The sequence below is a fragment of the Pseudomonas sp. B21-028 genome, from assembly GCF_024749045.1.
Lineage (GTDB): Bacteria > Pseudomonadota > Gammaproteobacteria > Pseudomonadales > Pseudomonadaceae > Aquipseudomonas.
This window is the reverse complement of the sequence record NZ_CP087184.1, coordinates 5,797,983-5,812,588: the sequence shown is the minus strand read 5'-3', so window position 1 is coordinate 5,812,588 and position 14,606 is coordinate 5,797,983. Positions and strand designations below refer to the sequence as shown.

The window sequence follows — 14,606 nt, the reverse complement described above, 5'->3', positions numbered from 1 at the left end:
GCCTTGAAAGACCTACTGAATTTGCTGAAAAACCAGGGTCAAGTCGAAGAGTTCGACGCCATCCGTATCGGATTGGCCTCGCCTGAGATGATCCGTTCGTGGTCGTTCGGTGAAGTGAAAAAGCCGGAAACCATTAACTACCGTACGTTCAAACCTGAGCGTGACGGCCTGTTCTGCGCCAAGATCTTTGGCCCGGTAAAGGATTACGAGTGCCTGTGCGGTAAGTACAAGCGCTTGAAGCATCGTGGTGTGATCTGCGAGAAGTGCGGCGTTGAAGTTGCACTGGCAAAAGTTCGTCGTGAGCGCATGGCGCACATCGAGCTGGCGTCGCCGGTTGCCCACATCTGGTTCCTGAAATCGCTGCCGTCCCGTATCGGCCTGCTGATGGACATGACCCTGCGTGATATCGAGCGCGTTCTCTACTTCGAGAGCTATGTCGTTATCGATCCAGGCATGACCACCCTTGAAAAAGGTCAGCTGCTGAACGACGAGCAGTATTTCGAAGCGTTGGAAGAATTCGGCGACGATTTCGATGCCCGCATGGGTGCCGAAGCTGTCCGCGAACTGCTGCACGCGATCGACCTGGAACACGAGATTGGCCGTCTGCGTGAAGAAATTCCGCAAACCAACTCCGAAACCAAGATCAAGAAGCTGTCCAAGCGTCTGAAGTTGATGGAGGCCTTCCAGGGTTCCGGCAACTTGCCAGAGTGGATGGTGCTGACCGTTCTGCCGGTTCTACCGCCAGACCTGCGTCCACTGGTTCCGCTCGATGGCGGTCGTTTCGCGACTTCCGACCTCAACGATCTGTATCGTCGGGTGATCAACCGTAACAACCGCTTGAAGCGCCTGCTCGACCTGTCCGCTCCGGACATCATCGTGCGCAACGAAAAGCGTATGTTGCAGGAAGCGGTCGACGCACTGCTCGACAACGGTCGTCGTGGCCGCGCTATCACCGGCTCCAACAAGCGTCCTCTGAAATCCCTGGCTGACATGATCAAGGGTAAGCAGGGTCGTTTCCGTCAGAACTTGCTCGGTAAGCGCGTTGACTACTCCGGTCGTTCGGTAATTACCGTAGGTCCGACCCTGCGTCTGCACCAGTGCGGTCTGCCTAAGAAGATGGCTCTGGAGCTGTTCAAGCCGTTCATTTTCGGCAAGCTGGAAATGCGTGGTCTGGCGACCACCATCAAGGCTGCGAAGAAGATGGTCGAGCGCGAACTGCCAGAGGTCTGGGACGTTCTCGCCGAAGTGATTCGCGAACACCCGGTACTGCTCAACCGTGCACCGACCCTTCACCGTCTGGGTATCCAGGCGTTTGAACCGGTACTGATCGAAGGTAAGGCTATCCAGCTGCACCCGCTGGTCTGTGCTGCGTACAACGCCGACTTCGACGGCGACCAAATGGCCGTGCACGTACCGCTGACGCTGGAAGCCCAGCTCGAAGCGCGCGCGTTGATGATGTCCACCAACAACATCCTGTCGCCAGCCAACGGTGAGCCGATCATCGTTCCGTCGCAGGACGTTGTATTGGGTCTGTACTACATGACTCGTGAAGCGATCAACGCCAAGGGCGAAGGTCGTGTGTTCGCGGATCTGCAGGAAGTTGACCGTGTGTTCCGTGCCGGCGAAGCCGCACTGCACGCCAAGGTCAAGGTGCGGATCAACGAAACCGTTAACGATCGTGACGGCAACAGCGTGACCAACACCCGTATCGTCGACACGACCGTCGGCCGTGCGCTGTTGTTCCAGGTGGTGCCGAAAGGTCTGTCCTTCGACGTCGTCAACCTGCCGATGAAGAAAAAGGCGATCTCCAAGCTGATCAACCAGTGCTATCGCGTGGTTGGTCTGAAAGAGACCGTGATCTTCGCTGACCAGTTGATGTACACCGGTTTTGCCTATTCGACCATCTCCGGTGTTTCCATCGGTGTTAACGACTTCGTTATCCCGGATGAAAAAGCCCGCATCATCGGTGCCGCTACCGAAGAAGTGAAAGAGATCGAAAGTCAGTACGCCTCAGGCCTGGTAACCCAGGGCGAGAAGTACAACAAGGTAATCGACCTCTGGTCCAAGGCGAACGACGAAGTCTCCAAGGCGATGATGGCCAACCTCTCGAAAGAGAAAGTCATCGACCGTCATGGCGATGAAGTCGACCAGGAGTCCTTCAACTCGATGTACATGATGGCCGACTCGGGCGCACGGGGTTCTGCTGCGCAGATCCGTCAGCTCGCCGGTATGCGTGGCCTGATGGCCAAGCCGGACGGCTCCATCATCGAGACCCCGATTACAGCGAACTTCCGTGAAGGTTTGAGCGTACTCCAGTACTTCATCTCCACGCACGGTGCTCGTAAGGGTCTTGCGGATACCGCGTTGAAAACGGCGAACTCCGGTTACCTGACCCGTCGTCTGGTAGACGTGGCGCAGGATCTGGTCGTGACCGAGATCGATTGCGGCACCGAACATGGCCTGCTGATGACACCGCATATTGAAGGCGGTGACGTTGTCGAGCCGTTGGGTGAGCGCGTACTGGGCCGTGTCATTGCCCGTGACGTCTTCAAGCCGGGTACCGAGGACGTGATCGTTCCTGCTGGCACTCTGGTTGACGAGAAGTGGGTCGAGTTCATCGAGCTCAACAGCATCGACGAAGTGATCGTGCGTTCTCCGATCAGTTGCGAAACCCGCTACGGCATCTGCGCCAAGTGCTACGGTCGCGACCTGGCTCGCGGTCATCAGGTGAACATCGGTGAAGCGGTCGGCGTTATCGCTGCCCAGTCCATCGGTGAACCGGGTACCCAGCTGACGATGCGTACGTTCCACATCGGTGGTGCGGCAAGCCGGACCTCCGCGGCCGACAGCGTTCAGGTGAAGAATGGCGGTACTGTCCGTCTGCACAACCTGAAGCACGTTGAGCGAGTGGACGGTCACCTGGTGGCGGTATCCCGTTCCGGTGAGCTGGCGATCGCGGACGACTTCGGTCGTGAGCGCGAGCGTTACAAGCTGCCTTACGGTGCTGTGATTTCGGTGAAGGAAGGTGACAAGGTCGAAGCTGGTGCAATCGTGGCCAAGTGGGATCCGCACACTCACCCGATCGTCACCGAGATGAAAGGTACCGTGACCTACGTGGGCATGGAAGAAGGCATCACGATCAAGCGTCAGACCGACGAATTGACCGGTATGACCAACATTGAAGTACTCGACGCCAAAGATCGTCCAGCTGCCGGCAAGGACATCCGTCCAGCCGTGAAGATGGTCGACGACAACGGCAAGGATCTGTTGCTGCCAGGCACTGACGTAATCGCTCAGTACTTCCTGCCAGCCAACGCCCTGGTCGGTGTGGCGGACGGTGCGCGGATCGCGATCGGTGATGTTATCGCTCGTATCCCGCAAGAAACTTCGAAAACTCGCGACATCACCGGTGGTCTGCCGCGTGTTGCCGACCTGTTCGAAGCCCGTCGTCCGAAAGAAGCTTCGATCCTGGCTGAAGTCAGCGGCACCATCGCGTTCGGTAAAGAGACCAAGGGCAAGCGCCGTCTGGTTATCACCCCGAACGACGGTAGCGATCCGTATGAAGAGCTGATTCCGAAGTGGCGTCACCTGAACGTCTTCGAAGGCGAACAGGTAAACCGCGGCGAAGTTATCTCCGACGGCCCGAGCGATCCACACGATATCCTGCGTCTGCTGGGTGTGAGTGCGCTGGCCAAGTACATCGTGAACGAAATCCAGGACGTTTACCGTCTGCAAGGCGTGAAGATCAACGACAAGCACATCGAGACCATCCTGCGTCAGATGCTGCGTAAAGTTGAGATCTCCGAGTCCGGCGATTCCAGTTTCATCAAGGGCGACCAGATGGAGCTGACTCACGTACTGGTAGAGAACGAGCGTCTGAGCGCGGAAGACAAGTTTGTCGCCAAGTTCACCCGCGTTCTGCTGGGTATCACCAAGGCGTCGTTGTCCACCGAATCGTTCATCTCGGCGGCTTCCTTCCAGGAAACCACCCGGGTACTGACCGAAGCGGCAGTCACCGGCAAGCGCGATTACCTGCGCGGCCTGAAGGAAAACGTGGTCGTGGGTCGTCTGATCCCGGCTGGTACCGGTTTGGCCTATCACAGCGAGCGCAAGCGTCGCCGTGATGCAGACAAGCCGTTGCGCGTAAGCGCCAGTGAAGTGGAAGCTGCACTGACCGAAGCGTTGAACTCGAGCGGTAACTGAGTTCTGCAGTAATTAAGTGCCTGGCCCTGGTCGCCTCATTCGCCGGATCGAGACAAATTGTCGAGATCCGGTGAGCGAGGAGGTCGGGGCCTTGCCTTGACTGGGGACAAGATCCTCTTTAGACTCTTGATCCCCTAAATTTGGCGGGAATTCGTTCCTGCCATTTTGCTTTTCTTGTAAGACAATAGCGTCGCAAGACAACAGTGGAGCTAGTAGATGGCAACTATCAACCAGCTGGTACGTCAGCCGCGTAAGCGTATCGTCGAGAAATCCGACGTACCTGCGCTGCAGAACTGCCCGCAACGTCGTGGCGTATGCACCCGTGTGTATACCACCACGCCGAAAAAACCTAACTCGGCACTGCGTAAAGTATGCCGTGTGCGTCTGACCAACGGTTTCGAGGTTTCCTCGTACATCGGCGGTGAAGGCCACAACCTGCAAGAGCACAGCGTGGTACTGATCCGCGGCGGTCGTGTAAAAGACTTGCCAGGTGTTCGTTACCACACCGTTCGCGGCTCCTTGGATACCTCCGGCGTCAAAGGCCGTAACCAGGGTCGTTCGAAGTACGGTACCAAGCGTCCGAAGTAATCGGTCGTTTTGCAGTTTTTCATTTTTATTGAGTCGATAAGAGTAAGGTCGGGCACGCTTTTGCTGTCCCGGGCTAACCTGAAGACCGTTTGAGGGCTTATCAATGCCAAGACGTCGCGTAGCAGCCAAACGTGAGATTCTGGACGATCCGAAATACGGAAGCCAGATTCTCGCCAAGTTCATGAACCACGTTATGGAAAGCGGCAAGAAAGCCGTCGCCGAACGTATCGTTTATGGCGCGCTGGAAAAAGTTAAAGAGCGTAAGAACTCCGATCCCCTGGAACTCTTCGAAAAAGCACTCGACGCCATCGCTCCGCTGGTCGAAGTGAAGTCGCGCCGCGTAGGCGGTGCTACCTACCAGGTTCCGGTCGAAGTTCGTCCGTCCCGTCGTAACGCTCTGGCCATGCGCTGGCTCGTAGACTTCGCCCGTAAGCGCGGCGAGAAGTCCATGGCTCTGCGTTTGGCTGGTGAGCTGCTGGACGCTGCTGAAGGTAAAGGTGCTGCAGTTAAGAAGCGTGAAGACGTGCACCGTATGGCTGAGGCCAACAAGGCTTTCTCGCACTACCGCTTCTAATTTCAGCGTCACTCAATTTGCGAGGGCTTTATGGCTCGTACAACCGATATTAAACGCTACCGTAACATTGGTATCGTTGCTCACGTGGATGCGGGTAAAACCACTACCACCGAGCGCGTCCTGTTCTACACGGGCGTAAACCACAAAATGGGCGAGGTGCATGATGGCGCCGCGACCATGGACTGGATGGTACAAGAGCAGGAGCGGGGTATTACCATTACCTCCGCTGCTACTACTGCTTTCTGGGAAGGCTCTAACAAGCAATTCCCTAAGCACCGCTTCAACATCATCGATACCCCCGGCCACGTTGACTTCACCATTGAAGTAGAGCGTTCGCTGCGCGTACTCGACGGCGCTGTCGTTGTGTTCTGCGGTACTTCCGGTGTTGAGCCTCAGTCTGAAACCGTATGGCGTCAAGCCAACAAATACGGCGTTCCGCGTCTTGTTTACGTAAACAAGATGGACCGTGCTGGTGCCAACTTCCTGCGCGTGATCGGTCAGATCAAGCAGCGTCTGGGTCACACTCCGGTGCCTATCCAGTTGGCTATCGGTTCCGAAGACAACTTCGAAGGTCAGATCGATCTGATGACCATGGAAGCTGTTCGCTGGAACGATGGCGACAAGGGTATGGCTGCCATTCGTGGTCCAATCCCGGCTGAGCTGCAAGAGCTGGCTGAAGAGTGGCGCGGCAACATGGTTGAGGCTGCCGCCGAAGCCAACGAAGAGCTGATGAACAAGTACCTGGAAGGCGAAGAGCTGTCGATCGAAGAGATCAAGGCTGCTCTGCGTCAGCGTACTATCGCTGGCGAAATCGTTCTGGCTGTTTGCGGTTCTTCCTTCAAGAACAAGGGTGTTCCCCTGGTTCTCGACGCCGTTATCGACTACCTGCCTGCACCGGTCGACATTCCAGCCATCAAGGGTTCCGACCCGGATGACGAGACTGTCGAAATGGAGCGTCATGCAGACGACAACGAGCCGTTCTCGGCTCTGGCGTTCAAGATCGCTACCGACCCATTCGTGGGTACCCTGACATTTGCTCGCGTTTACTCGGGCGTGTTGAACTCCGGCGACGGCGTGATCAACTCGGTCAAGGGCAAGAAAGAGCGCGTGGGTCGTATGGTGCAGATGCACGCAAACACCCGCGAAGAGATCAAGGAAGTGCGCGCTGGCGACATCGCGGCCCTGATCGGCATGAAGGACGTCACCACTGGTGACACCCTGTGCTCCGCTGACAAGCCAATCATCCTGGTTCGCATGGACTTCCCGGAGCCGGTTATCTCGGTTGCCGTTGAGCCGAAAACCAAGGATGACCAGGAAAAAATGGGTATCGCTCTGGGCAAGCTCGCTCAGGAAGACCCGTCTTTCCGCGTCAAGACTGATGAAGAGACTGGTCAGACGATCATCTCCGGCATGGGCGAACTGCACCTGGACATCCTGGTTGACCGGATGCGCCGTGAGTTCAACGTCGAAGCCAACATCGGTAAGCCACAGGTTTCCTATCGTGAGAAGATCACGAAGGCTTGTGAGATCGAAGGCAAGTTCGTTCGCCAGTCCGGCGGTCGTGGTCAGTTCGGCCACTGCTGGATCCGTTTTGCCCCTGCTGACGAAGGTCAGGAAGGTCTGCAGTTCGTGAACGAAGTAGTCGGTGGTGTGGTTCCGAAGGAATACATCCCGGCTATCCAGAAGGGTATCGAAGAGCAGATGAAGAACGGCGTTGTCGCCGGCTATCCGCTGATCGGCCTGAAGGCTACCGTGTTCGACGGTTCTTACCACGACGTCGACTCCAACGAGATGGCGTTCAAGGTGGCGGCCTCCATGGCGACCAAGCAACTGGCTACCAAGGGTGGCGGTGTTGTTCTTGAGCCGATCATGAAGGTTGAAGTCGTAACACCTGAGGACTACATGGGCGACGTGATGGGTGACTTGAACCGTCGTCGCGGTCTGATCCAGGGTATGGAAGACACGGTTTCCGGTAAGGTTATCCGTGCCGAGGTTCCGCTGGGCGAGATGTTCGGTTACGCAACCGACGTTCGTTCCATGTCCCAGGGTCGCGCGAGCTACTCTATGGAATTCTCCAAATACTCCGAGGCTCCGTCGAACGTCGTCGAAGCTATCGTTAAAAAACAAGGCTGATTCAGCCCCTTTAGGCTAGGAGTTAATTGTCGTGGCTAAAGAAAAATTTGAACGTAACAAACCGCACGTCAACGTTGGCACCATCGGTCACGTTGACCACGGTAAAACCACTCTGACCGCTGCTCTGACCCGTGTCTGCTCCGAAGTTTTCGGTTCGGCCAAGGTTGACTTCGACAAGATCGACAGCGCCCCGGAAGAAAAAGCTCGCGGTATCACCATCAACACCGCTCACGTTGAATACGACTCGGCCGTGCGTCACTACGCACACGTTGACTGCCCAGGTCACGCCGACTACGTAAAAAACATGATCACCGGTGCTGCCCAGATGGATGGCGCGATCCTGGTTTGCTCGGCCGCTGATGGTCCGATGCCACAAACTCGTGAGCACATCCTGCTGTCCCGCCAGGTAGGCGTTCCGTACATCGTTGTCTTCCTGAACAAGGCTGACATGGTTGACGACGCTGAGCTGCTGGAACTGGTTGAGATGGAAGTGCGCGACCTGCTGAGCACTTACGACTTCCCAGGTGATGACACTCCAATCATCATCGGTTCGGCTCTGATGGCTCTGAACGGCCAAGACGACAACGAAATGGGCACCACTGCTGTCAAGAAGCTGGTGGAAACTCTGGACAGTTACATCCCAGAGCCAGAGCGTGCTATCGACAAGCCGTTCCTGATGCCAATCGAAGACGTATTCTCGATCTCCGGTCGCGGTACTGTTGTGACTGGTCGTGTTGAGCGTGGCATCGTCCGCATCCAGGAAGAAGTTGAGATCGTCGGTCTGCGCGACACTCAGAAAACTACCTGCACCGGCGTTGAAATGTTCCGCAAGCTGCTCGACGAAGGTCGTGCTGGCGAGAACTGCGGCGTGCTGCTGCGCGGCACCAAGCGTGACGACGTTGAGCGTGGCCAGGTTCTGGTCAAGCCAGGCACCGTCAAGCCGCACACCAAGTTCGTTGCCGAAGTTTACGTTCTGAGCAAGGAAGAAGGCGGTCGTCATACTCCGTTCTTCAAAGGCTACCGTCCACAGTTCTACTTCCGTACAACTGACGTGACTGGTAACTGCGAGCTGCCAGAAGGCGTTGAAATGGTAATGCCAGGTGACAACATCCAGATGACTGTCACTCTGATCAAAACCATCGCGATGGAAGACGGTCTGCGTTTCGCTATCCGTGAAGGCGGTCGTACCGTCGGCGCCGGCGTCGTAGCCAAAGTCATCGAGTAAGTCTCTTTTAGAGTCTGCTTGATGAGTTGAAAAAGCCCCCGCCAAGCGGGGGCTTTTTTATTGGGTTGACACCTATCGGGGGCGTCTATAGAATTGCGCCTCCTTTTAACGGGCGTATTGCGCCCGGTGGGAATAGCAGCCGGAGTCTGAAATCCAATGCAAAATCAGCAAATCCGTATCAGGTTGAAGGCCTTTGACCATCGCCTGATCGACCAATCCACCCAGGAAATCGTGGAAACCGCGAAACGTACTGGTGCTCAAGTGCGTGGTCCAATTCCACTGCCTACCCGTAAAGAGCGGTTCACCGTTCTGGTCTCCCCGCACGTCAACAAAGACGCGCGTGACCAGTACGAGATCCGTACTCATAAGCGCGTTCTGGACATCGTCCAGCCAACGGATAAAACCGTTGATGCACTTATGAAGCTCGATCTTGCGGCCGGTGTGGAAGTGCAGATCAGCCTCGGCTAAGACTCGGTCTTAGTCGTGTAACGCTCTGAAATGGGCGGCCATAGCGGGTGAAAGCCCCGTACACTCATGAGGTTTACAACATGACTATTGGTGTAGTCGGTCGTAAATGCGGTATGACCCGTATTTTCACCGAAGAAGGTGTCTCCATTCCGGTCACGGTCATTGAGATCGAGCCGAATCGCGTCACCCAGTTCAAAACTGAAGAGACCGATGGCTATCGTGCAGTGCAAGTCACTGTCGGCGAGCGTCGTGCTTCGCGTGTAACAGCTGCTCAAGCTGGCCACTTCGCCAAGGCGAACGTTGCCGCTGGTCGTACCGTACTGGAATTCCGTCTTGAAGAAGGCGAGTACCAGGCCGGCGATCTGATCAACGCTGAAATCTTCGCTGCTGGTCAACTGGTTGATGTAACCGGTCAGTCCAAAGGTAAAGGCTTCCAGGGTACGATCAAGCGTTGGAACTTCCGCGGGCAAGATAACACCCACGGTAACTCCGTATCCCACCGCGTTCCAGGCTCTATCGGCCAGTGCCAGACTCCTGGTCGTGTATTCAAGGGCAAAAAAATGTCCGGTCATATGGGCGCCGAGCGCGTGACCGTGCAGTCCCTCGAAGTAGTGCGCGTGGACGCTGAACGCAATCTGTTGTTGGTCAAGGGCGCTGTTCCTGGCGCTACTGGCGGCAACGTGGTTGTACGTCCAGCAGCCAAGGCTCGCGGTTAAGGGGAAGCTGACATGCAATTAAATGTAAATGACGCTCAAGCGATCGAAGTTTCCGAACTGACATTTGGCGGCGAATTCAACGAGACGCTGGTTCACCAAGCAGTCGTGGCCTACATGGCCGGCGGCCGTCAAGGTAGCAAGCAGCAAAAGACCCGTTCCGACGTTTCTGGTGGCGGTAAGCGCCCATGGCGTCAGAAAGGTACTGGCCGTGCTCGTGCCGGTACTATCCGTAGCCCAATCTGGCGTGGCGGCGGTACCACTTTCGCAGCTCGTCCTCAGGATCACTCCCAGAAGCTGAACAAGAAGATGTATCGCGCAGCAATGCGTTCCATCCTTGCTGAACTGGTGCGTACTGATCGTCTGGTCGTGGTTCAGGACTTCGCTGTTGAAGCACCGAAAACCAAAGATCTGCTGAACAAGCTGAACGGCATGGGCCTGACTGACGTCCTGATCGTGTCTGACGCTGTTGATCAGAACCTGTACCTGGCTGCTCGTAACCTGCCGCACGTCGATGTTCGTGACGTACAGGGTTCCGATCCGGTCAGTCTGATCGCATACGACAAGGTGTTGATCACCGTGTCGGCCGTGAAGAAATTCGAGGAGCTGCTGGGATGAACCAGGAACGCGTATTTAAAGTTCTGCTTGGCCCGCACGTTTCCGAGAAGGCTACGGTTCTGGCAGACAAGAAAGGCCAGTTCGTTTTCAAGGTTGCTACCGACGCAACCAAGCTGGAAATCAAGAAGGCCGTCGAAAGCCTGTTCAGCGTGAAAGTAGAGCGCGTGACTACCCTGAACGTTCTGGGTAAAAGCAAGCGCACTGCTCGCGGTCTGGGCAAGCGTAATGACTGGAAGAAGGCAGTTATCTCCCTTCAGCCAGGCCAAGATCTCGATTTCAGCAGCAGTGCTGAGTAAGGAAGGGGTGCATCATGGCAATCGTTAAATGCAAACCGACTTCCCCTGGCCGCCGTTTTGTGGTCAAGGTGGTCAACCAGGAGCTGCATAAAGGCGCTCCTCACGCACCGCTGCTCGAGAAAAAATCGAAGTCTGGTGGTCGTAACAACAATGGCCGTATCACTACACGTCACGTGGGTGGTGGTCATAAGCAGCATTATCGTCTGGTCGACTTCCGTCGCAACGACAAGGATGGCATCGCTGCCACCGTCGAGCGTATCGAATACGATCCAAACCGTACTGCTCACATCGCTCTGCTGCTGTACGCAGATGGCGAGCGTCGCTACATCATCGCCCCTAAAGGCGTGAGTGCTGGTGACCAGCTGATCGCAGGTGCCCTGGCGCCGATCAAGCCGGGCAACGCTCTGCAACTGCGTAACATTCCAGTTGGTAGCACCGTACACGGCATCGAATTGAAGCCAGGTAAAGGCGCGCAAATCGCTCGTTCCGCTGGTGCTTCGGCTCAGCTGATCGCTCGTGAAGGTGTCTACGTGACCCTGCGTCTGCGTTCTGGTGAGATGCGTAAAGTACTGGCTGAATGCCGTGCGACCCTGGGCGAAGTCTCGAACTCCGAGCACAGCCTGCGTTCGTTGGGTAAAGCTGGTGCCAAGCGCTGGCGTGGCGTTCGCCCAACCGTTCGTGGTGTTGCCATGAACCCGGTTGACCACCCACATGGTGGTGGTGAAGGTCGTACCTCTGGTGGTCGTCATCCGGTATCGCCATGGGGCTTCCCGACTAAGGGCGCGAAGACTCGTGGTAATAAGCGTACCGACAAAATGATCGTCCGTCGTCGCAAGTAAATAGAGGGATACGACAGTGCCACGTTCTCTGAAAAAAGGTCCTTTTATTGATCTTCACCTACTGAAGAAGATCGAAGTGGCGGCGGAAAAGAACGATCGCAAACCAGTTAAGACCTGGTCGCGTCGTTCGATGATCCTGCCACAAATGGTCGGTCTGACCATCGCAGTACACAACGGTCGCCAGCACGTCCCAGTTCTCGTGAACGAAGACATGGTCGGCCACAAACTGGGCGAGTTCGCCGGTACCCGCACATACCGTGGGCACGTGGCTGACAAGAAAGCCAAGCGTTAAGGGGTAAGGAAATGGAAGTAGCCGCTAAGTTGTCGGGCGCTCGAATCTCCGCCCAGAAAGCCCGCTTGGTCGCCGACCAGATCCGCGGGAAGAAGGTGGGCGAAGCGCTCAACCTGTTGGCTTTCAGCAGTAAGAAAGCCGCCGAGATCATGAAAAAAGTGCTGGAGTCGGCCGTAGCCAACGCCGAGCATAACGAAGGCGCAGACGTTGATGACCTGAAGGTCAGCACCGTTTTCGTCAACGAAGGGCGTTCGCTGAAGCGCATCATGCCACGTGCCAAAGGCCGTGCTGATCGCATCGTCAAGCGGTCTTGCCATATCACTGTCAAGGTTGCTGACAAGTAACGGAGTCGAAGAGATGGGTCAGAAAGTACATCCCATTGGCATTCGCCTGGGAATCGTCAAGGAGCACACCTCCGTCTGGTACGCAGACGGTCGGACTTATGCGGACTACTTGTTCGCTGATCTGAAGGTGCGTGAGTATCTCCAAGACAAACTAAAAAGCGCGTCCGTAAGCCGTATCGATATCCATCGTCCGGCTCAGACTGCACGTATCACCATCCACACCGCTCGTCCAGGTATCGTTATCGGGAAGAAAGGTGAAGATGTTGAGAAACTGCGTCAGGACCTGACCAAGCAAATGGGTGTGCCTGTGCACATCAATATCGAAGAGATCCGCAAGCCGGAGCTCGACGGTATGCTGGTTGCGCAGAGCGTAGCTCAGCAGCTGGAGCGTCGCGTAATGTTCCGTCGCGCTATGAAGCGCGCAGTACAGAACGCCATTCGCATTGGTGCCAAAGGCATCAAAATCCAAGTGAGCGGTCGTCTCGGCGGTGCTGAAATCGCACGTACTGAATGGTATCGCGAAGGTCGTGTGCCACTGCACACCCTGCGTGCCGACATCGACTATGCCAACTACGAAGCTCACACCACCTACGGTGTGATCGGTGTAAAGGTTTGGATCTTCAAAGGCGAAGTAATTGGTGGTCGCCAAGAAGAGCTGAAACCACAAGCACCAGCGCCTCGTAAAAAAGCTGCTAAGTAAGGGGTACGCCAAATGTTGCAACCAAAGCGTACGAAGTTCCGCAAGCAGATGACCGGTCACAACCGTGGCCTGGCATTGCGCGGTAGCAAAGTCAGCTTCGGCGAGTTCGCGCTGAAGTCTGTTGCTCGTGGTCGTCTCACCGCTCGTCAGATCGAGTCAGCGCGTCGTGCTCTGACCCGTCACGTAAAACGTGGCGGCAAGATCTGGATCCGTGTATTCCCGGACAAGCCTGTCACCAAGAAGCCACTCGAAGTTCGGATGGGTAAAGGTAAGGGTAACGTGGAGTACTGGGTTGCCCAGATTCAGCCAGGCAAAGTCCTGTATGAAATCGAGGGTGTTTCTGAAGAGCTGGCGCGTGAGGCTTTCGCCCTGGCTGCTGCAAAGCTGCCGCTCGCCACCTCCTTTGTTAAACGGACGGTGATGTGATGAAAGCGAATGAACTTCGTGAAAAATCAGCACAGCAGCTGAACGAGCAACTGCTCGGCCTGCTGCGCGACCAGTTCAATCTGCGTATGCAGAAAGCAACTGGCCAGTTGGGGCAGTCTCATCTGCTCTCGCAAGTTAAGCGTGACATCGCTCGCGTGAAAACTGTGCTCAACCAGCAGGCAGGTAAGTAATCATGGCTGAAGCCGAAAAAACTGTCCGTACGCTGACTGGCCGTGTTGTCAGCGACAAGATGGACAAAACCATCACCGTTCTGATCGAGCGTCGCGTTAAGCACCCGATCTACGGTAAATACGTTAAGCGTTCGACTAAGCTGCACGCGCACGACGAAACCAATCAATGCCACATCGGCGACAAGGTCACTATTCGTGAAACCCGTCCGATGGCCAAGACCAAATCTTGGGCGCTGGTTGATGTTCTCGAACGCGCTGTGGAAGTCTAAGGGCTAGGGGTCGGAGAAATTATATGATTCAGACTCAATCCATGCTTGATGTGGCCGATAACAGCGGCGCTCGCCGCGTTATGTGCATCAAGGTGCTGGGTGGCTCCCATCGTCGTTACGCTGCTATTGGCGACATCATCAAAGTTACCGTCAAGGAAGCAATTCCTCGCGGTAAAGTGAAGAAAGGTCAGGTGATGACTGCTGTTGTAGTCCGCACTCGCCATGGTGTTCGTCGCGCTGACGGCTCCATCATCCGCTTTGATGGCAACGCTGCTGTTCTGTTGAACAACAAGCAAGAGCCAATCGGCACCCGTATCTTTGGGCCAGTGACCCGTGAACTTCGTACTGAGAAGTTTATGAAGATCGTCTCGCTCGCCCCAGAAGTGCTGTAAGGAGATCCGACATGCAAAAGATTCGTCGTGACGACGAGATCATCGTGATCGCCGGCAAAGACAAGGGCAAGCGCGGTAAGGTGCTCAAGGTTCTCGCTGACAACCGTCTGGTTGTCGGTGGTCTGAACCTGGTCAAGCGCCATACCAAGCCTAACCCGATGTCGGGCGTACAGGGCGGTATCGTCGAGAAAGAAGCGCCACTGCACGCTTCCAACGTCGCCATTTTCAACGGCGAAACCAACAAGGCTGACCGCGTTGGTTTCAAAGTAGAAGACGGCAAAAAAATTCGTGTCTTCAAGTCGACCCAAAAAGCGGTTGATGCTTGAACACTGCTA

General features: G+C 55.8%; 18 protein-coding genes. All 18 read left to right on the top strand.

The annotated features are described in order from the left end of the window. The first annotated feature begins 3 nt into the window (after positions 1-3). Complete coding sequence (gene rpoC / locus LOY35_RS25280) at positions 4-4,203, top strand: DNA-directed RNA polymerase subunit beta' (protein ID WP_258628484.1); 4,200 nt, start codon at positions 4-6, stop codon at positions 4,201-4,203. 216 nt (positions 4,204-4,419) lie between these two features. Beyond that, positions 4,420-4,791, top strand: coding sequence for a 30S ribosomal protein S12 (gene rpsL, locus LOY35_RS25275; protein ID WP_003186084.1), 372 nt, complete (start codon positions 4,420-4,422; stop codon positions 4,789-4,791). A gap of 103 nt (positions 4,792-4,894) precedes the next feature. Continuing rightward, positions 4,895-5,365 carry a 30S ribosomal protein S7 gene (gene rpsG / locus LOY35_RS25270; RefSeq protein WP_024776462.1) on the top strand — a complete coding sequence of 157 codons (471 nt, stop codon included), beginning with the start codon at positions 4,895-4,897 and terminating at the stop codon, positions 5,363-5,365. A 30-nt stretch (positions 5,366-5,395) separates the two neighbouring features. Beyond that, on the top strand, positions 5,396-7,498 hold the full coding sequence (gene fusA / locus LOY35_RS25265; RefSeq protein WP_258628481.1) for an elongation factor G: 2,103 nt from the start codon (positions 5,396-5,398) through the stop codon (positions 7,496-7,498). 31 nt (positions 7,499-7,529) lie between these two features. Further along, positions 7,530-8,723 carry an elongation factor Tu gene (gene tuf / locus LOY35_RS25260; protein WP_053191465.1) on the top strand — a complete coding sequence of 398 codons (1,194 nt, stop codon included), beginning with the start codon at positions 7,530-7,532 and terminating at the stop codon, positions 8,721-8,723. Between the two features lie 156 nt (positions 8,724-8,879). Next, entirely contained in the window at positions 8,880-9,191 is a 312-nt protein-coding gene (gene rpsJ / locus LOY35_RS25255) for a 30S ribosomal protein S10 (protein ID WP_003186070.1), read from the top strand. Between the two features lie 80 nt (positions 9,192-9,271). Continuing rightward, positions 9,272-9,907, top strand: a complete 636-nt coding sequence (rplC, locus tag LOY35_RS25250; protein ID WP_041022493.1) for a 50S ribosomal protein L3 — start codon at positions 9,272-9,274, stop codon at positions 9,905-9,907. 12 nt (positions 9,908-9,919) lie between these two features. Continuing rightward, complete coding sequence (gene rplD / locus LOY35_RS25245) at positions 9,920-10,522, top strand: 50S ribosomal protein L4 (RefSeq protein WP_003186057.1); 603 nt, start codon at positions 9,920-9,922, stop codon at positions 10,520-10,522. Beyond that, positions 10,519-10,818, top strand: coding sequence for a 50S ribosomal protein L23 (gene rplW, locus LOY35_RS25240; RefSeq protein ID WP_002555488.1), 300 nt, complete (start codon positions 10,519-10,521; stop codon positions 10,816-10,818). Before rplD ends, rplW begins: the two co-directional genes overlap by 4 nt. Positions 10,819-10,832: 14 nt before the next feature. Beyond that, positions 10,833-11,657 carry a 50S ribosomal protein L2 gene (gene rplB, locus LOY35_RS25235; RefSeq protein WP_007924198.1) on the top strand — a complete coding sequence of 275 codons (825 nt, stop codon included), beginning with the start codon at positions 10,833-10,835 and terminating at the stop codon, positions 11,655-11,657. A 16-nt stretch (positions 11,658-11,673) separates the two neighbouring features. After that, positions 11,674-11,949, top strand: coding sequence for a 30S ribosomal protein S19 (gene rpsS / locus LOY35_RS25230; RefSeq protein ID WP_002555486.1), 276 nt, complete (start codon positions 11,674-11,676; stop codon positions 11,947-11,949). Between the two features lie 11 nt (positions 11,950-11,960). Continuing rightward, on the top strand, positions 11,961-12,293 hold the full coding sequence (gene rplV / locus LOY35_RS25225) for a 50S ribosomal protein L22 (protein WP_003103908.1): 333 nt from the start codon (positions 11,961-11,963) through the stop codon (positions 12,291-12,293). A 13-nt stretch (positions 12,294-12,306) separates the two neighbouring features. Continuing rightward, the gene (gene rpsC, locus LOY35_RS25220) at positions 12,307-12,993 is read left to right on the top strand and encodes a 30S ribosomal protein S3 (RefSeq protein ID WP_024778328.1); all 687 of its coding nucleotides are present in this window, start codon (positions 12,307-12,309) and stop codon (positions 12,991-12,993) included. Positions 12,994-13,005: 12 nt separating this feature from the next. Beyond that, positions 13,006-13,419 (top strand): 50S ribosomal protein L16, encoded by a 414-nt coding sequence (gene rplP / locus LOY35_RS25215; RefSeq protein WP_003186052.1) that lies wholly within the window; start codon positions 13,006-13,008, stop codon positions 13,417-13,419. After that, the gene (gene rpmC, locus LOY35_RS25210; protein WP_002555481.1) at positions 13,419-13,610 is read left to right on the top strand and encodes a 50S ribosomal protein L29; all 192 of its coding nucleotides are present in this window, start codon (positions 13,419-13,421) and stop codon (positions 13,608-13,610) included. The genes rplP and rpmC overlap by 1 nt, the downstream gene beginning before the upstream one ends. 2 nt (positions 13,611-13,612) lie before the next feature. Further along, complete coding sequence (gene rpsQ / locus LOY35_RS25205; protein WP_003194644.1) at positions 13,613-13,879, top strand: 30S ribosomal protein S17; 267 nt, start codon at positions 13,613-13,615, stop codon at positions 13,877-13,879. A 23-nt stretch (positions 13,880-13,902) separates the two neighbouring features. After that, entirely contained in the window at positions 13,903-14,271 is a 369-nt protein-coding gene (gene rplN / locus LOY35_RS25200) for a 50S ribosomal protein L14 (protein ID WP_024778329.1), read from the top strand. Between the two features lie 11 nt (positions 14,272-14,282). Continuing rightward, a complete protein-coding gene (gene rplX / locus LOY35_RS25195; RefSeq protein WP_003186046.1) occupies positions 14,283-14,597 on the top strand; it encodes a 50S ribosomal protein L24 in 315 nt (104 codons plus the stop codon). Positions 14,598-14,606 lie beyond the last annotated feature (9 nt).